Source organism: Lacipirellula limnantheis, assembly GCF_007746075.1.
Lineage (GTDB): Bacteria > Planctomycetota > Planctomycetia > Pirellulales > Lacipirellulaceae > Lacipirellula > Lacipirellula limnantheis.
This window is the reverse complement of the sequence record NZ_CP036339.1, coordinates 6,455,175-6,473,375: the sequence shown is the minus strand read 5'-3', so window position 1 is coordinate 6,473,375 and position 18,201 is coordinate 6,455,175. Positions and strand designations below refer to the sequence as shown.

The 18,201-nt window shown below is 63.8% G+C and carries 13 protein-coding genes; 5 read left to right on the top strand and 8 right to left on the bottom strand.

Annotation, left to right across the window (positions count from 1 at the left end):
* Positions 1 to 153: 153 nt before the first annotated feature.
* Complete coding sequence (locus I41_RS25350; RefSeq protein ID WP_145435811.1) at positions 154 to 3,303, bottom strand: vitamin B12-dependent ribonucleotide reductase; 3,150 nt, start codon at positions 3,301 to 3,303, stop codon at positions 154 to 156.
* Positions 3,304 to 3,899: 596 nt separating this feature from the next.
* Between I41_RS25350 and I41_RS25345 the strand changes: the two genes are divergently transcribed.
* The 3 genes from I41_RS25345 to I41_RS25335 all read left to right on the top strand — a co-directional run bounded on the left by I41_RS25345 (position 3,900) and on the right by I41_RS25335 (position 6,212).
* Positions 3,900 to 4,745: a hypothetical protein gene (locus I41_RS25345; protein WP_145435810.1), complete on the top strand. Its 846-nt coding sequence runs from the start codon at positions 3,900 to 3,902 to the stop codon at positions 4,743 to 4,745.
* A 44-nt stretch (positions 4,746 to 4,789) separates the two neighbouring features.
* On the top strand, positions 4,790 to 5,308 hold the full coding sequence (locus I41_RS25340) for a hypothetical protein (RefSeq protein ID WP_145435809.1): 519 nt from the start codon (positions 4,790 to 4,792) through the stop codon (positions 5,306 to 5,308).
* A gap of 160 nt (positions 5,309 to 5,468) precedes the next feature.
* Positions 5,469 to 6,212: a class I SAM-dependent methyltransferase gene (locus I41_RS25335; protein WP_168207158.1), complete on the top strand. Its 744-nt coding sequence runs from the start codon at positions 5,469 to 5,471 to the stop codon at positions 6,210 to 6,212.
* A 101-nt stretch (positions 6,213 to 6,313) separates the two neighbouring features.
* Here the strand turns inward: I41_RS25335 and I41_RS25330 are convergent, their stop codons facing one another.
* Both I41_RS25330 and I41_RS25325 read right to left on the bottom strand, forming a co-directional pair.
* Positions 6,314 to 7,114: an NIPSNAP family protein gene (locus I41_RS25330; protein WP_168207157.1), complete on the bottom strand. Its 801-nt coding sequence runs from the start codon at positions 7,112 to 7,114 to the stop codon at positions 6,314 to 6,316.
* Between the two features lie 254 nt (positions 7,115 to 7,368).
* Positions 7,369 to 11,049, bottom strand: a complete 3,681-nt coding sequence (locus tag I41_RS25325) for a mechanosensitive ion channel domain-containing protein (RefSeq protein ID WP_168207156.1) — start codon at positions 11,047 to 11,049, stop codon at positions 7,369 to 7,371.
* Between the two features lie 285 nt (positions 11,050 to 11,334).
* Between I41_RS25325 and I41_RS25320 the strand changes: the two genes are divergently transcribed.
* Entirely contained in the window at positions 11,335 to 12,003 is a 669-nt protein-coding gene (locus tag I41_RS25320) for a hypothetical protein (RefSeq protein WP_145435805.1), read from the top strand.
* 113 nt (positions 12,004 to 12,116) lie between these two features.
* Here I41_RS25320 and I41_RS25315 read toward each other — a convergent pair whose 3' ends face one another.
* On the bottom strand, positions 12,117 to 12,674 hold the full coding sequence (locus tag I41_RS25315) for a DUF1579 domain-containing protein (protein ID WP_145435804.1): 558 nt from the start codon (positions 12,672 to 12,674) through the stop codon (positions 12,117 to 12,119).
* A gap of 303 nt (positions 12,675 to 12,977) precedes the next feature.
* Between I41_RS25315 and I41_RS25310 the strand changes: the two genes are divergently transcribed.
* Complete coding sequence (locus tag I41_RS25310; RefSeq protein WP_145435803.1) at positions 12,978 to 14,150, top strand: DegT/DnrJ/EryC1/StrS family aminotransferase; 1,173 nt, start codon at positions 12,978 to 12,980, stop codon at positions 14,148 to 14,150.
* A 370-nt stretch (positions 14,151 to 14,520) separates the two neighbouring features.
* Here the strand turns inward: I41_RS25310 and I41_RS27605 are convergent, their stop codons facing one another.
* The 4 genes from I41_RS27605 to I41_RS25290 all read right to left on the bottom strand — a co-directional run bounded on the left by I41_RS27605 (position 14,521) and on the right by I41_RS25290 (position 18,194).
* A complete protein-coding gene (locus I41_RS27605; protein WP_168207155.1) occupies positions 14,521 to 15,054 on the bottom strand; it encodes an HYExAFE family protein in 534 nt (177 codons plus the stop codon).
* A gap of 430 nt (positions 15,055 to 15,484) precedes the next feature.
* The gene (gene hisS / locus I41_RS25300; protein WP_145436501.1) at positions 15,485 to 16,816 is read right to left on the bottom strand and encodes a histidine--tRNA ligase; all 1,332 of its coding nucleotides are present in this window, start codon (positions 16,814 to 16,816) and stop codon (positions 15,485 to 15,487) included.
* 144 nt (positions 16,817 to 16,960) lie between these two features.
* Positions 16,961 to 17,419: a YkgJ family cysteine cluster protein gene (locus I41_RS25295; RefSeq protein WP_145435801.1), complete on the bottom strand. Its 459-nt coding sequence runs from the start codon at positions 17,417 to 17,419 to the stop codon at positions 16,961 to 16,963.
* Between the two features lie 208 nt (positions 17,420 to 17,627).
* A complete protein-coding gene (locus tag I41_RS25290; RefSeq protein WP_145435800.1) occupies positions 17,628 to 18,194 on the bottom strand; it encodes an NUDIX hydrolase in 567 nt (188 codons plus the stop codon).
* Positions 18,195 to 18,201: the final 7 nt, after the last annotated feature.

Below are 18,201 nucleotides of genomic sequence, written 5' to 3'. Positions count from 1 at the left end.
CTTGTGGCTTGTTCGACGCCCGTTGCGGTTGTCACCCGGTTTTATAAGAGCGGTCAGCGGTCGGCTTTCAGCTCACAGCCAGATTGGCGTTACCCATGCCGGACCCCTCGGGGTACCTCGGGGTGACAGGGCTCTGGCAGTTCACCTCTTCTTCTAGCTGCAGCCCATGCTGTTGCCGCAGTTGTGGCAGAGGTAGCAGTTGCCGTTGCGGACGGTGATCGCGCCGCAGCCGTCGCACGCCGGGGCGTCGATTTGGAACTGCGCGAACTGTTCGCTGCGGATGTTGGGGCCGGCGGCGTCGGTCTTGGTGAGGACGCCGGCTCGTTCGAGCAGCTTGGCGCTGTAGAACGAGGCGCTGCTGGTGGCGGCCTTCGGGGTGTTGCCGTGGCCATTGCCGTTTGCCTTGCCGTGGCCGTTGGTGTGGCCGTGGCCATTACCGTTCGGGGCCGGGGTCGGGAACGACCCGGCTCGCTCGGATGGCGACGACTCGGCCTTGGGCTTGGGGCTTTGCGCCGGGAGCTTTTGGCTGCCGGCCGATGCTTCCGAGCTGGTCTTCTGCCCGCCAGCCTTCATGGCGGCGGGCTTGAGCTGTGTTTCTGACAGCTCGTCGTCGGACCCCCCGGCGGAGCCGGGGGCTGAATCTAGCGGGAGGCCTAGGCTGGCTTCTTTGTAGCCGGGGAGGAACTCGATCCCCATCCAGCGGAAGATGTAGTCGATCAGGCTCTTGGCGATGCGGATGTCGGGGTTCTTCGTGTGGCCTTGCGGTTCGAACCGCATGTGGCTGAACTTGCGAACGTAATCCTCCATCGGCACGCCGTACTGCAGGCTCATCGAGACGGCCGTGCCGAAGGCGTCCATCAGACCGCCGATGGTGCTGCCTTCTTTGGCCATCGTGATGAACAGCTCGCCGGGGCGGCCGTCGGGGTAGAGGCCGACGGTGATGTAGCCTTCGTGACCAGCCACGTTGAACTTGTGCGTGACCGACTGACGGGTGTCGGGCAGGCGTTCGCGCCGAGGCTTGGCGGCCGCGGCGGCGTCTTTGCTCTTTTGCTTGTCGGCTTCGGTGCCGGTGTTCAGCGGTTGGCTTTCCTTCGAACCGTCGCGGTAGATGGCGAGGGCTTTGAGGCCGAGACGCCAACCGTCGAAGTAGGCCTGAGCGATGTCTTCGGTGGTCGTGTCGCGGGGCATGTTGACCGTCTTGCTGATGGCGCCAGACAGGAAGGGCTGCGCGGCGGCCATCATCGTGACGTGAGCTTGCCAGGCGATGCTGCGCGTGCCGTTGCGCGGCGTGAACGCACAGTCGAAGATCGAGAGGTGCTCGGGCTTCAGGTCGGCGGCGCCTTCGATCGTGTCTTCCTTGTTGATGTAATCAAGGATCGAGTCGATCTCGGGTTGCTCGTAGCCGAGCGTGCCGAGGGCGGCGGGGACGGTTTGGTTGACGATCTTCAGCATGCCGCCGCCGGCAAGCTGCTTGTACTTCACCAGGGCGATATCGGGTTCGATGCCGGTGGTGTCGCAGTCCATCATGAAGCTGATGGTGCCGGTGGGGGCGAGCACGGTGGCCTGGGCGTTGCGGAAGCCGTGGACGGCGCCAGCGGCGACGACCTCGTCCCAGACCTGCCGCGAGGCGTCGCGGAGGTACTCGGGGCACTCGGGCTTGATGTGCTCGGTCGCGGCGCGGTGCATCTCCATGACGCGGAGCATCGGTTCGCGATTGAGCTCGAAGCCTTCGAACGGACCGACGGCCTCGGCCAGCTCGGCGCTGGTGAGGTTGGCGGCGCCGTGCAGCAGGGCGGTCATGGCGCCGCAGACGCCGCGGCCGGCTTCGCTATCGTAGGCGAGACCGCTGGCCATCAGCAGGCTGCCGAGGTTCGAATAGCCCAGGCCGAGCGGACGGAACATGTGGCTGTTGCGAGCGATGTCTTGCGTCGGGTAGCTGGCGTGATCGACCAAGATTTCCTGGGCGATGAAGAACAGCCGACAGGCGGCGCGGAAGCCGTTCGCATCGAACGTGCCGTCGGGCTGACGGAACTTCATCAGGTTGATGCTGGCCAGGTTGCAGGCCGTGTCGTCGAGGAACATGTACTCGCTGCACGGATTGCTGGCGTTGATGCGGCCGTTGTTGGGGCAGGTGTGCCACGTGTTGATCGTGGTGTCGTACTGGACGCCGGGATCGCCGCAGTGCCAGGCACAATCGGCCATGCGGTTGAGGACGTCGCGAGCCTGATAGGTGGGGCCGGCCTGCTTGGGGTCGGTGACCCAGCGGGTGGTCCAGTCGGCGTTCTTCTCGACGGCTTGCATGAAGTCGTCGGTGAGGCGAACGGAGAGGTTCGCGTTCTGGAACATGATCGAGCTGTAGGCTTCGCCGTTGAAGTTCGACTCGTAGCCCCCCTTCTCAATGAGGACGCGGGCCTTTTGCTCTTCCTTCCACTTGCATTCGATGAATTCCATCACGTCTGGATGCCAGACCTTGATCGACTGCATCTTGGCGGCGCGACGGGTCTTGCCGCCCGACTTCACCACGGCGGCGACCTGGTCGTAGACCCGCATGAAGGAGAGGGGGCCCGAGGGCTTGCCGCCGCCGGCGAGCTTCTCGCGGTGCGAGCGAAGGGTCGAGAGGTCGGTGCCGGTGCCGCTGCCGAACTTGAACAACATGGCCTCGCTGCGGGCGAGCTCCATGATGTCTTCCATGTTGTCGTCGACGTGCTGGATGAAGCAGGCCGAGCCTTGGGGATACTCGTAGGGATTCTCGGGCTGGACGACGGTGCGCGTCTGTGCGTCCCAACGCCAGTTGCATTTGGCGCCGCTGACGCCGTACTGGTGGTAGAGGCCGACGTTGAACCAGACGGGAGAGTTGAAGGCGCCATGCTGGTGGAGGCAGAGCCACGACAGGTCGCGGTAGAAGCGCTCGCCGTCTTCGGCGGTGGCGAAGTAGCCGTCGTCGAGGCCCCAGTCGGCAATGGTGCGGACGACGCGGTGGATCAGTTGGCGGACGCTGTATTCGCGCTGGTCGGTGCCGACTTCGCCGTAGAAGTACTTGCTGCAGATGACGTTGGTGGCGAGCTGCGACCAGAACGAGGGAACCTCGCAGTTGGTCTGCTCGAAGAGGACTTCGCCGTTTTCGCCCTTGATGGCGGCGCTACGGACTTCCCACTGGACGGTGTCGAAGACGTCGGCGACGTCGACCGGGCAGAATTGCGAGTCGACCTTGAGCCGGCCGTGGAAGCGCTTGGCGCCGCCGCGAGCGGGGCCAGCGGAACGAGTTTGGGAACGAGCAGCGAGCGAAGCGTCGGCCATCGCCATAACAAACCTCCTGTTTCAAAGCGGTCAGAAGGGCATCCAATCCATTGTGTACAGAAGTACACGCCCCAGCAATTGATCGGCACGTCTTTTCGCCGACCGTACTACATTTTGGGGAGTTGCTATGATAAACCCCGCAAAAGGCCGGGGAGGATCATCAAATTCCACTATATATGGTGTTCGATGCCCGATTGGACACCATATCCAGCGGAGTGGAGGGCCCGATCTTACACCGTTGGCGGTTGCCGTCAAACAACAGTTGGTGGTTTTCCTAAGGTGCTATCACACAATGGGTTGTGGCTTGTGTGAAGCTGGGGCGGAGGCCCCGTGAAGGGAATGTGAAGGCGTGTAACCCATTATACGCTTGGCGGTTGCGGAAAACTGGGTGGAAAGCTGACGGCGACGGCCGATTTGCGGAGAGCGACCGACAATTATGTGGAGCTAAACCGAGAGAGGCTTACCTGGGGTGCGCAAACCACCAACTCTGCCAATTTACCCGGTGCTCTCGCGACAGCGGGGAGGGGGCGATACGCTACGCGCCGTTTGCCCTGTCGCCCCAGTCGACTTCTCCTTGCCACTACATGGCGAACCGGTCTGTGATGCGTTCGTGGCGCCGATGCCTGATCGCGCTTGCGCTGCTTGCCATGGCGGCGGGGTGTAGCGGTTCGCGCTGGGCGAAGGAGGATCGTGACTATGCCCAGAAGTATCCTCGCCATACCGACGACGTGGCGAAGGTAGCGAAGCAGGCGATAGATGCGCGGCATGTGATCGGCAAGCGCGGGGCTTATGTTGGCTTTGCGGGCAGCGACGAGCCAGCGGGGGCAGGCGCCGAGGCGGGGTTGTTCGTCTATCCGCGGTCGTGGCTGGAGGCTCGGATCGGCGGGGCTGTGCTCGCTCATCAGGGAGAGCATGAGCTCTCGGGCGGAGGCATCGTTGGCGCTCGCGTGCAGACGCCGACTCGCCTGGCGCCGTTCGCGGGCGTCAACGGATATGTCGGGTACGCGGGCTCGCGGAGCGCCGACAAGGATGGCGTCGACAACAACAGCGACGGCGTCGTCGACGAGTTTGGCGAGGATGAAGTGAACTTCGTGGAAGCGATTGCGCCGGAGTTGGGTGTCCATTACTGGCTCACGTCGCGCGTGCGGCTCACCGGGAGCGCGGACTATCGACTTACCAGCGACGGGCGCGGGAACGATTCGCTGTTCTACGGCGTAAGTCTTGCTGTTTTGGCGAAAGGGCAGAAGTCCCCTCCGAAGAGCGGGCCGGCTGATGAAGGGGGCTGGGCGTTCGTCCCGGAAGAATCGCAGACCGCCGCGGATTCGAGCGCACTGCCGGTTACGCTGCAACCGACCGTATTGCCGCCGACGCATCATCAGACGACGATTCCAGAGCTCAGTCTGGAGGATGTGGCGTCGGAGAGCGCCGCAATTTTGAACCAGTTATAGCGGGCGGTGCGCTGTCACACTGTTCGACAAGCTTGAAGTAGGTCATGCACGTCCCTCGCCAATTTCGCTTGATGACGCTGCTGGGGACGATCGCCGTCGCGGCCCTCGCGGCGGGCGGGGCTCGCGTTTGGTATGAGGTGAAAATCGCGCCGCAGCGGGCGGATGAAGCGGCGCTGGCCGGACGGGAGATGCGAGGCGTCGTTGCGCGGCGAAGCGAGGCGTCGGCTTGGAGCGGCGGAGGCCGGCGCGCGGTTCATCTGTGGTTCGATGAGGCTGTGGACTTTGATGCCGCGGCTTCGCGGCTCGGTGAGCTGTCGGCGGTCGCCTCGGTGCAGGCGTTGGGGCGGCAGATTTTGCCGCATGCGGCGGCCATTCAGCGCGGCGAATCAGACGCGGTGATTGACGCCTGGCGTCGGCATCCCGCACTGCGCGAGGTGTTGATCGATGCGTCGGTGCGTGGGGCGCCGTTGGGAGAAGTTGTCGAGCTTTACGATCGCGACGACTTGGCAATGCTACAAGCAGCCCTGCCAGGGGTGAAAATTGTGTGGATGGAGGTGCATTGAACTGGTCCGTTGTCAGTGGTCCGTGGTCAGTTGTTGCTGTCGCATGAGCAAGCGCCCCTCGTATTCGCAACTGACAACGGATAACGGACCACTGACAGCATTGAAGCCGTTGCGGCAAGCCGCGGCGAACCTGTTGGCCCTGACGAGATTCTTTCCCCGCATGAGCACCACCGAATATCGCTGGAACCAGACCCAGGCAGCCGCAGATTACGATACGGCCGCCCCCGTGATCCATCCGCAATATTTGACGGTTCAAGAAGAGGTGCTGGCGGCGCTGCCGTTTGCCGCCGATCAGCCATTTCGGCTGGTTGACGTCGGCGGCGGCTCGGGGCGGTTGGTCGAGCGCGTGCTGGAGGAATTTCCGCAGGCGACGGCGATGGTGATGGACCAGTCGGAGCCGTTTTTGGGCGTCGCGCAGCAGCGGCTCGCACGATTCGGTACGCGCGCCTCGTTCGTCAAGCAGCGGTTGCAGGACGATTGGCCGGCGGCGGTGGGGCCGGTCGACGCGGCGGTGAGCAGTTCGGCGATCCACCATCTTGAGCCGACCGAGAAGCAACAGCTGTTCGCCAAGATCTTCGCGACGCTCACTGGCGGCGGCGTCTTCATCAACGGCGACGAACATCGGCCGGCGAGCGACGCCGACTATCTCGCGCTGTTGGAGCAGTGGGGCCAGCACATGGAAGCGGCGCACGCGAGCGGGGCGATCCCGGAGTCTTTCGGCGCCGTGATTGACGCCTGGAAGAAGCGGAACATTGCCGAGTTCGGCCGCCCGCGCAAAAGCGGCGATGATTGTCTGGAAACGAGCGAGACGCAAGTCGGCTATCTGCGCGCGGCGGGGTTTGACCCGGTCGAGGTGACTTGGAGCCGCGATCTGTGGGCGGTGTTTGTGGCGCGCAAGCCGTAGCCCCGGGCTCCGCCCGGGGGTTGCGCATCGCGGGACTTGCCGTGCCGAGATGGTGGCCGGCCCCCCGGCGGAGCCGGGGGCTAGAGTGGGGCCGCCAGTGCTCACACTTGCGAGTAGTCGGTCGGCTCGAGGAACAGCTTCGTGATTGTCGGCATCGTGTCGGCGTATTTCGGGTCGTCGCGCATCTGGATGAAGTCCGGCGAGTCGATGAACGTCTTCCACCCCTTTTCATTGGCCGCCATGTCGGGAGAGGCGAGCATATAGGTGAGGTTCGGTTGGTTGTCGCCGATCAGAGTTTCGCCGAAGAAAACGTTTTCGAAGCCGCACTTGGGGAAGATGTTGCACTCGCCGTCGTTGAACATGGCGACCTTGGCGCGAGCGCGGTCGTCGTTGTGATTTTTGTAGGTCCGGAGCTCCAGGATGCGCGGCTTCTGGGCGGGCGGCGTGATCTTGGGCGCGGCGCTGAAGGCGAGCAGGAGCGAGCTGTCGATGCGATCGTAGGCGGGCGATTCGCGTTTGGCCGTGCGGTAGTCGGCGGCGGACTTCGCGTAGTCGGCGTCGGCGTCAAGCGCTTCGCGCGCGGCGACGAACGTCGCCGCATCGGGGTAGACCAACAGGACGTGAATCGACGGGCCGGCATCGGGCCCGATCTCGGTGAAGACGCCGACGGGGCCGAGGCCGAGCTTCTTCCAAGCGGGGAGGGCGGCTGTCTTGAGATAGTCGTGGACGGCGGGCTGGCTGGCTTTGTCTTTGAGGCGGTAGGTGCGCCATTCGTAGAGCTCGCGGTCGGCCGTGGCGGCGGCGGCGTGGGCTGGGGAGGACGATGTCGCTAAGCCGCAAGCGGCTATGGAGGCGGCGGCGGAGGTTTGGAGCGAGGCTTGGAGAAAATCGCGGCGTTGCATGGTCGGCGGACCTCGTCGGATGAAGAAGCAGAAGAACAGGTAGGTCTGCGTCGACGATGGCGCCGGCGACGCTGGCCGCATTGTATCGGAACGGGCGCGGCTCTGCATGCGGTCCAGCGACGGCGATTACGGGGGCGAGCGCGCCTGGCGTCACACGCCAGCGGCAGGAGGCCTGAAGGGCCGCACCGCGATAGCCCCGGGCGTTTTCACGCCTTGGGAGACGCTAACCGTTTCCGTCGGTCTGAGCGTCTACTTTACGCGGCGCTGTGTTTGTTATTCTTCATTCCGGCGACCGACTCCGCCTTGGCCGCGAACTGGGCGTGGGGCGTCGCGACGGGATTGCCGTGCTGGTCGCGCATGAAGCGAATCTTCATCTCGCGCGGCGGCGAAGAAACCTCAATCCCGCTTGTGCGGAACTTGCGGTCGATGGTTGAGTAAAGCTGGTGGATCGTCAAGCCGCGATGTTCGAGCGTCGGCAGGAAGCAGCGCAGGGCGAGCTTGAGGCCCGCGTCGGTGATCCCTTCGAAGGCGGCGCTTGGCGCGGGTTCTGACAGGAGATGTTGCTGCTCGCGGGCAGCTTCGAGCAGTAGTTCGCAGGCGCGATCCGTGTCGGCGCCGTGCGAGAGAAACAGGATAATCTCGATGCGATTCATTTGGTCGCTGAGGGTCCAGTTAAGCAGGCGCTCGGTGACGAGATCCTTGTTGGGGACGATGTACTCCTTGCGGTCCCAGTCGATGATCGTGGTCGCCCGCATCCGAATGCGGTTGACGACGCCGCTTTTGTCGCCGAGGGTGACAATGTCGCCGACGCGGATCGGGCGTTCGAAGAGGAGGATAATGCCGGAGACGAAGTTGGCGAAGATTTCCTGCAAGCCGAAGCCGAGCCCGACGCTCATCGCGGCGACGAGCCACTGGACCTTGCTCCAGTCGCCGTTGAGGCATTTGAAGGCGACGATCAGGCCGACCGCGGTGAGCAAGTAACGCGAAATGCTGGTGAAGGCGTAGCGGGCGCCGCCGTCGAGTGGGAGGTGTTGCAGGATCACCAGTTCAAGCAGGGCGGGGATGTCGCGAACCGACACGTAGGTGACGGCGAGCGTGATGAAGAACGACGCCAGATGGCCCCAGGTGAGCTCGTCGGCGCCAGGAAGCTTGTGGCCGGCCGGGTAGGCGAGGGCCGGGAGAATGGCGCCCCAGATCAGCACCAGGCCGACGGCGGTGGTGAAGCCGAGGAACGTGCGGACGAGGGTTTGCGTTTGCTCGCTGAGGGCGGCAAGGTCGACCGTGTCGTCGGCGAGCTCCGGCGTCGGGGGCGCGGCGGCGTCGGTTTCGACCGCGGCGAGAATGATCGCGCGACGCTGCTTGGCCTGTTCACGCGCGAGGCGGCGACGGTTAACCAGTAGCCAGCGCCGAGTGATGCCGCCGAGCGTCAGGACCGCCAGCATCATCGCCACCGTTTGCAGAATGCGGAGGGCCGACTGTTGGGCGGTGTAGTAGTAGCCGACGGCCGCGAGCACAGCGAGGATCGCGGGCAGCGCCGTCACGATGGGGCGCCAAGTGACCTGCAGCGGTCGCAGCCAGCCGCCGCCGATCAGAACGATCTGGCGGAACGGCGTGTTCTTCGCCAGAAGGATGCGGTGGAGAAACTTAGCAAGTAGCAGCATCACCACGATGAACAGCGCCCGGCCGAGCGACGGGCTCCAATGCGATGAGGTGGTCGTCGGCTCTTGTTGCTGCGTTTCGAGCCCCACTAGCCAAAGGACGAGCGGCAGACCCAGCACCGCCAGCCACTGCATGCGGCGACGGAGGTGATGCGTGCAGCTTTCCGACCAATCGAAGTGGGCGTCGGCGAGGCCGCCGCGGCGGCACAGGTGGCGCGTGAGCTCGATCAGCAGCAGACAGACGGCGGTGAAGCGGAGCGCCACGCTCAGTGAACGGACGAATTCGGAGGAGTTGAGGCTGTCCATCGTCCAGCCGAGGAAGGCGAGGAGCGTCGGCCAGGGGAGGGCCAGGACGATGGTAAGCCACAGGGCGTCGAAGGTGGGACGGAGGCGAACGCAGCCCCGCTTGGCGGCCTCTTCGCCGAGATCGCGCAAGCGATAGCGCGTCGGACGTTGCGCCGCGAGCAGCAAGACGATGCCGAGGACGAAGCAAGCGAACTGTCCGGGTTTCTGCTGGGCGGATTGGATGATGGCATGACCCGCTTCGCTCCAATGGGCGGGGGCGAGACTCCAGGCCGCGGCGTCGAGCGCCGGAGAGAAATCGTCGCGTGACAGCGGCGGGCAACTGCGAATCCAGAGGACGCGCTCGGCGATGAACGCGGCGTAGCGCTCGGTTGCGCTAATGAGCTGTGATTCGCTGCTGTGAAGCGTCGCCAGGCTGGTCGAGTAGTCGGTATAGTTGTTGACGAGCTGGTTAAGGATATCGCGCTTGGCCTCCAGCAGCTTGCGAATTTCGGCGCGCGTCTCGTCGCTCAGGTCGCCCGACTGAGCGGCCATTTGGTCGGCCAATTCATTGATGTTGGCCAGCTCCGATTGCTGGTCGCTGAGGGCGTAGATCTGCAGAAGAACCGAGGCGCGCTCGGCCTCGCGCAGCGCGCTGTTCCGGCGCAGCGCGCGGCGGCTCGGGAGCTTTGACTGCTGCTCGCGGAGGAGTTGTCCGTTGACTGCCGAGAGTTCGTCGACTTTGTCTTGTTCCTCTGCTTTGTTGAATTGCGTTTCCAGTGCGCGTAGTTCCGACTCGACCGATTTCGCCTGCTTGCTGGCGGCGTTCATGTCAGCGACGACTTTGGTGCGCAGCTCGGCCAATTCTTTGTTCTCGGTGGCGAGCATGCTGATCGCCTGGGGGCGGGCTTTGGCAGTGGCGGCCTCAGCGACGGCGACGGCGACCGCGGCCTGGCTGGCGGCCTCCTCCTCGCGGCGGCGATTGATCTCCTCGGTGAGCATCGCCAACCGCTTCTCCTTGTGTGGAACATAGCGGGCGAAATAGTCGCGGCGGAGCTTGATCAGCTGGGCGCCATCCTGATAGAGCTGTTGCTCGCGATTGAGGGCCTGACCGGTGGCGACGAGCGCCGCCTTAGCCTGCGTTAGGGCAGCGCGGCGGGCAATGGTGACAATGTCGCTGACTTCCTCGCCGCCGAGCGATTCGATCTCGCCGTCAACTTGCTTGAGGCGCTGCTGCGTGTCGGCGATTTGCTTCGGAAGTTCCGACATGCGTTGGGCGCGACGCTTGGGCTCGGCGATCATCGCGGCGAGTTCGACGCGATACTTGCTGAGCGCCGTTTCGGTGGTCGTCGCGCGGCCTTCGACCTTGGCCAATGGCTCGCCGGAGACGTCTTCGTACGGGGGGAGCGGCTTCGCGAGACGGGCGGCGTAGCTTTCCGTCTCGACAGGCAGTGCGTCGAGTTGCTTCTGGTAGCCCTGAGCGGCGGTGATTTGCTGGAGAGCGACGTCGAAGGACTCGATCGCTTGTTGATAGAAGGCGACGGCCTTGGCTTTGTCGTCTTCGCTGAGTCCGGCGGCGTCGAGCGACTTGAGGCGTTGCTCAAGGTCTTCTTTGATTTTGGGATCAAGCGTGAGAAGTTGATCCTCGGGGGCCTTTTTTTCTTCGTCGCTCGCTTCGGTCGCAGGGGGCGGGGACGGCTCCGATGGAGTGGTCTGGGCGGTTGGTTCCGTCGTCGAAGTCTCCGGAACGACGGCAGGATCGGCAGCGGCCGCCGCGGCAGTGGGGGGCGGCGGAACTGTCGCGGAGGGCGTCGCCGGCGCCGACGGCGCGGCTGCCGGGGCGCCGTCGACCTTTACGGACTTCACGGACGGAGAGGTCGTTGGCTTTGTTGCGCTTGGCGCCGCGGCGTTTGGTTGGGCTACAGCGAGGCCGGCGGAAGCGAGCGGCCAGGCGAGCGTCGAGAGAACGACAAGCGTGCGGGCAAAGCGAACCATGGCGAGCCATCCTTGGCGTCTCGGGCGCGAGGCCCTGCGGGTCGAGAGCGCGGCATCCTGCGCGCGGCGGGACGTTGTTATAGTCGCTGCGGGGCAAACGACAAACCTCGCTGGCAATCGAAAGCCGTGCTAGCGTCGCTATTTGGTCCCGGGAATGCTCCGCCGCTCCGCTGAGGAGCGACGCTACTGGCCCGTGGCGAGCCGACGCTGCCGGGGCAGGAGCGTGACCTATAGTTAGGAATGGCGCGGATCGGTCGTTCGCGCCGCGCGCGAGGGTTGAGGCAGATGACGATAAGTCGAACTACCAAGTGGGCCGTCGGAGCGATTTTGGGGGTGGCGGCGCTGGCAGTCCTCGCCGGGCTGCTGTTTCGCGGCGAATACGCGACGACGCAGGGAGCAACTCGGTCGTTCACGATCGCCGACGATTTCACCGGCGTTCGCAAGGTGCTGGTGCGCACCGACGCGGCCAAGCAGATCGTCACGATGGGCGGCGGCAGCACATTCGTCAGCCAAGACTGGCAGACGGTGGGCGGCGACGTCGGCTCGTCGCTGCGGGAACTGATCGACGATCCCAACTGGCGCTTGGAGTTGCGCGGCACGCTCAAGGTCATGACCAAGGACGACTACATCGGCGAGCATGAGATTGCGCTCGATCAGCGGGTCGTCATTACGCCCGATTCGCTGGTGTCGGAGGTCCATCTCAAAGAACCGACGGCCCGACTGAAGAAGTACGACATGACGACGCGATTTTTTCGCGATTTGAAGTCGAACAATACCATCGTTGACTTGTCGCTGACGCAGGAAATCTTGACGAACGCACCATGGTTTGCGCATGGAATCGCGGATCGGCGGGTGCTGGCGTCGGTCGAGCGGACGCTCGCGAACCAAGAAACGGCGATCCGGAAGGTGATCGCGGACAATATTGGCGACGTGCCAATGTTCCCGCTGCGTTAAGTGTCGGCGACGCGTCACAAGAGACGCGGACTTCGCAGATGACGCGGATGCATGGCCCCGCGTCATCCGCGTCATCCGCGGTTGACTTCTTATTAAACACAATGGCGGCGAGACTACTTGCGGCGCGTGTAGGTGACTTCCATCATCTTCCACCACTCGCCCTCTTTGCCTTCGACGGGCGACATCATTTCGAAGACGCGCTTGTCGTCGCTCACATGGCGGGTGATCATCTTGCTGGTGGAGGGCTTGCCGGTGGCCATGTCGACGCCGGTGGCCATCATCGTCGAGGTTTTCGTCTTCTCGTCGTAGGTTCCTTCCATCGTTTGGAGGAAGGGACTGATCGTGTCGATCCAGGTGCCGACGTACTTCTTCTTGAGCGGGTCGTAGCCGAGTTGCATATGGCCGGTGAACTTCATGCCGCCGAAGTCGCCTTCAAAGTCGCTCAGCAGCCAGAGCTTGCCGAGCATCTTGTTCGTTTCGACGGCTTTGCTGGCCACCGGTTCGGCGTCGGCGGCGGGCCACATTTTCACCTCGGCATCCCAGACGCCGACATCGGATTCGAGCGATTTGTGCTCGGCGGTCGGGGGCATCTGGGCCTGGGCCGTGAGGGCCGGGAAGGAGGCGGCCAGCAGCGCGACGCCGAGGGCGAGGCGGGCGAAGGAAGAATGCATGATCGGAACTCCGGGTGGTGAGGTGACCGTCGGTGGAAAAGCGAGGAGCGATTATCGCGTCTTTACGGCGACGAGACAATCATTCTCAGGACTCGTGTGCAGAAAGCGTGAAGAATGCCGGGGGCGCCGCATCTCCGGCCCCAGAATCATGCTGGACCGTGCGAAGTCGCGCTGCTGGCGCCGCGGGTCGGCGGGATTGACGTTTTCTCAGGCGATTTCTATTCTCGTCGCCGCGCGGGCTCCGGAAGAGCCGCGCTCGCTAGCATCCCCAACTGACATCCTACTGCAGGAAGCAGCACGCCGATGACCACCGCCGCCCAGCCGTCCGTTGCCTCGCCCGTCCCGATGCTCGACATCAATCGCCAGAACGGCCCGCTCTTGGCCGAGATGGAACGGGCGATCGCCGAGATCGGTCGCAGCGGCGCCTTCCTCCATGGGCCTGCTTGCAAGTCGTTTGAAGAAGCGATCGCCAAGTACTGCCATGTTGAGCACGCGATCGGCTGCGCCTCGGGAAGCGACGCACTGCTGTTGTCGCTCATGGCGCTCGACATTGGCGCCGGCGACGAGGTGATTGTGCCCAGCTTTACGTTCTTCGCCACGGCGAGCGCCGTCTGGCGGCTTGGCGCCAAACCGGTCTTTGCGGATCTCATTCCCGAGACGTTCAACATCGATCCGGCCGACGTCGCCCGCAAAGTGACGACGCGGACGAAGGCGATCATTCCCGTCCACCTCTTCGGGCAGTGCGCCGATATGGAAGGCATTCGCGCCGCCGCGCCAGGCATACCGATCATCGAGGATGCGGCCCAAGCGATTGGCGCCGAGTATCGCGGCGAGAAAGCGGGCTCGATGGGCCTGCTCGGGTGCGTCTCGTTCTACCCGACGAAAAACTTGGGGGGGTGGGGCGACGGGGGACTCATCACGACGAGCGACGCGACGCTGGCCGCGAAGCTGCGGGTGTTGCGCGACCATGGACAGAACCCGCGTTACCACCACAGCCTCGTCGGCGTTTGCAGCCGCCTCGATTCGATTCAGGCGGCTGTGCTGCATGTAAAACTCGCGCACCTCGACGATTGGGCGGCCGGACGCGAGCAAAATGCGCGGCGTTATGCGGCCCAGTTTGCGCGGTTGGGCATCGACCGTCAGCTCGGCCTGCCACAGGTCGCCGAGGGATGCGCCACCGTTTGGAATCAGTTCACCATTCGCGTCCCAGGCGGGCGTCGCGACGCACTGCAGCAATACCTCAACGAGCGGAAGATCGGCTCGGCAATTTACTACCCGATACCGCTCCATTTGCAGAAGTGTTTTGAACCACTCGGCTGCCAGCGCGGAAGCCTGCCGGAGAGTGAGCGGGCGGCCGAGGAAGTCCTGAGCCTGCCGATCTTCCCTGAGATGACCCGCGAGGAACAGGACCGGGTCATCGGGGCCATCGCCGAATTCTGCGGCGTCGCGGGGGGCTCGGTGAAGCGCGCGGCGTAGCGTCGATCATTACGAGTGACGAAATTCGAATGACGAATGGGAATGCCTGCGGGCAGCTCTCATTCGTCATTTTTCATCGATGCGTTCGTCATTCCGCTAGTCGGCTTCTTTCAGCCGCTTGAAGTCGGCGGCGCGGCCGCTGGGGCGAAGCGTGCCAAGGCAGCCGAGGACGACGCAAAGCAGGAGCAGGGCCCAGGCCATGGGAGTGATCCGGAGTTGTTGGTGTGAGGGCGGGGCGCTCGAGGCTGGTTGTTGGCGGTGAACTCAGCCCTTTTCAGGTTAATCGGAAACCCGCGGAGGGGCAATCGGCCCCACTTTTCCGGTTGAGAGCGGTTCATCAGTCCCTTCTTGAATCCTCGCCGCATCGAACTTATGCCGTGGCGATTTCGACGGGACGGGGCAGCAGGTCGTCAAACGGCGCCGCGGCTTGACGGAAGAGAGCGACGGGCATCGAGACGGTTTCCCACTTGGCCGACAGCGGCCGGGCGAAGCGGATGTAGTCGGCGGCGCGGACGGCGAGCAGCGCGTAGCGCTCGCCGCGGAACCAGAAGAGGTCGTCCGGCGGCACCGGCGAACGGTCGCCGACAATGTGAAAGATGAAGCCGAAGAGGGCCAGGCTCCCTGGGCCGAGTTGCTCCTGCCAGCGAGCCAGGCAGCGGAGATCCTCCCAGGTCGACCAGTTGCGCCAGTACTGGGGATGGCTCACGCCGCTGGGGAAGCGGCGTCCCTTGACGTCGACGAGTAGCGTCACCCCGTCGGCGGGGGAGACGAGGAAGTCGACGTTCTTCAGCGACCCGGCGGCGATCCTGCTGCGGCGCGCCTCGTCGACGGCGACGTAGGCGACCTGCCGCGATTGCAGGTAGGCCTCGAAAGCGGCCTCGTAGTGGTTGTCGCGCTTGGCCATTTCAATACATGTCTCTCGCAAAGACGCAGAGGCGCAAAGAAATACGCAAAGAAGAAGTATTTGTCATCCTTCTGCGTTACCTCTGCGTCTCCGCGCCTCCGCGAGAGATTCTACAAGAAAGGCGACGAATGGGACGCGGATTGTCGCAGATTTGGCGGATCGTCGCGGATGAAATACAACGAAGGGACATAAATAACCTTCAGTTGGTTCCAACAGCAATCAATTCCTGCTGGTTTGTTGCTTGCAGCCGTGCGGTACTAATTTTCCCATCCGTGCCAATCCCTTGAATCCGCGAAGATCCGCGTCCTATTTCTTCTCCGGATTTCTTTGCGCATTGCTTTGCGCCTCTGCGCCTTTGCGAGAGACATTTCTCAAGCCAAGGACTCTCGCAGAGGCGCGGAGACGCAGAGAAGCCAAAGCTAGAAAATGATCAATCGGCCAGGAGTGGCTGTAGCGCCGCGAGGAGGGGAGCGGCGTCGACGCCGTCGTAGGGGAGGGTGACGCCTGTGGCGGCTTGCAGGTTCTTTATCTGGGCTTCGCCGGCGGCGAACTCGGTTTCGCCGATGATGATCGCTGCCTTGAAGCCCTGCTTGTCGGCGTACTGGAGTTGCTTGCCCAGTTTTTTGGGTTCGGGATAGAGCTCGACGCCGACGCCGGCGGCTCGTAATTGGGCGGCAAGCTTGAGGTAGTCGTTGCGGCGGGCGGCGTCGAACATGCAGATCAGGACCGGCGCTGGGGTCTTGGTCGACGGGAGCCGACCTAGCTCTTGCAAGGCCGCCAGTAGTCGGTCGAGGCCGAGCGAGGCGCCGACGCCGGGGAGTTTTTGGTTGGTATAGAGGCCGGCGAGGTTGTCGTAGCGGCCGCCGCTGGCGACGCTGCCGATTTCGCGGCGATCCTCAAGCAAGGTTTCGACGACGACGCCGGTGTAGTAGTCGAGGCCGCGGGCGATCGACGGATCGAGCTGGATCCGGCCGGCGGGAACGCCGGCGGCGGCCGTGGCGGCGACTAGGTCGCGGAGTTCGGCGACGCCGCGCTCGCCCATGGCATTGCCGGCGACGAGCGGAGCGAGTTGTTTGAGGATTGCTTCGTTGCTGCCGGTAAGCGACGCCATCGCAATAAGAGCGTCGCACTGGGCGTCGGTCGTCTCAGCAGTGCGGGCAAGTTCCTCGCGGACGCCCTTCTCGCCGATCTTGGCGAGCTTATCGAGCGAGCGCAGCACGGCCGCCGAGCGATCGGCGACGCCGAGCTTTTCGAGCATGCCGTTCAGCACGGCGCGGTGGTTCACGCGGATCGAAAACTTGTCGATGCCGAGGGCCGTGAAGAGGTCGTTGATGACGAGCGTCATCTCAATGTCGGCGGTGAGGTCGGTGACGCCGATCGTGTCAAAATCGCACTGCATGAACTCACGATAGCGGCCCGTTTGCGTATTCTCGCCGCGCCACACCGAGGCGATGTGATACCGCTTAAATGGCAGGCCGAGTTCCTGCTGGTGCTGGGCGACGAAGCGGGCGAGCGGCACGGTGAGGTCGAACCGCAGGCCGACGTCGCGGCCGCCGTGATCCTGGAATTTGTAGAGCTGCTTATCGGTCTCGTCGCTCCCCTTGCCGGTGAGGATCTCAAGGTACTCGAGAGCGGGGGTGTCGATCGGGCGAAAGCCGTAGCTGCGATAGACCCGCCGCGCGGTCTCGATGATCCACTCCCGCGGCATCATCGCCTCGGGGAGATAATCGCGGAAACCTTTTAATGTGCGCGGCTGAATCAAGGCCATGGAAGGAGTCAGGAGTCAGGGGACAGGAGTCAGAAAGTGGGCAGTGGGAAGTGGGCAGTGGGAAGTGGGCAGTGGGCCGTCGATGGGAGTTGCATGGGTATTGATGACTCCTGATTCCTGACCCCTGACTCCTGGCCTTCAGCTCAGCACCGCCAGCGGATTCGGTTTGCGGCTGCGGATGCTTTTGCCAGGTTCCTGGATGATCGCTTCGGTGTATTCCCAGACCTGCTCCGGGGTCTCCAGATAAAAATCGTAGGTCCAGTCGTCGTCGTACTCGCAGTTGTCGGTGGTGTAGTCGCGACAGATTTGGGGGCGGGTTTCATAAATGCCGCAGCGATTGTCGTGGCCGAGATGCTTGCAGGTGGTGTGGACGAGCATGTACCAGTCCCCCTCTTCCTGGAAGACGCTTGCCCGGTCGTGGAGGAGGAACCAGCGAATGAATTCGAACTCCTCGAAGGTTTCGGGGGTCTCCATCGGCAGGGCGAAATACCGGCAACATTTGGCCGTGCAGTATTCACAGAGATGCCGGCCCTCGGGCAGGTTCTCGCGATTGATACGAATGGCGCCGAAAGGCGTGGCGGCGGGGAGGGACGACATGCAGTGGGCCTCGCGGAGGGCAAGCTTGGTTTGGGGTGGGGGTAATTTAGCAGATGTCGCTAGGCAATGGGCAGTGGGCAGGTGTTGGTAGTTGGAGCGAGCCGGGGCGTCCTCGCCCCCGAGAGATGCTGAGGGAGGCAGCCGCGGCGACAGCAGCAACGGTCAACGGACTATTAAGAATTCGCCGGGGGCGGGACGCCCCGGCTCGCTAGGGAGTTGATTTGCGCCACAGGCGGAGAACTGACTCCTCGTCGGTAACCGCTTGGAGTTCGGCAGGCGTGAACCAGCGGACGGCATGGGACTCTTCGCTCACCTGCGGGGTGAGGTCTCCGTCGGCGATGATCAAAAAGCGGATGTCGTGATGTTCGTGAGCGTCTTCGATGAGGCTGCCGGCGGCGTCGTAGCGCGCCGGGATGACATGGACGTCGAGATCGAGGGGCGTCGCCTCGGGGCCCGTCGCGGCGTGGCGGAGTTGGGGCAGGCCGGTCTCTTCGGTCGCCTCGCGCATCGCGACTTCGGCGGCGTCGGTCTGGCCGTCGGCGTGGCCCCCCGGTTGGAGCCAGCGATCGAGCTTGCGGTGGTGGACGAGCAGAAAACGATCGCGGGCCGGGGTGGTGATCCAGGCCGATGCCGTGATGTGCCCTGGGCGGCAGGTGCGCTCAAAACAGTCGGCGTGGGCGACGACAAGCTGGCGGATGCGAGCGGTCATCGCCGACTCGCTCGGATGACGGGCGTCGTAACGATCGAGCAAAGCTAAGAGCGGTTCGCGGTGCATCGTCTAT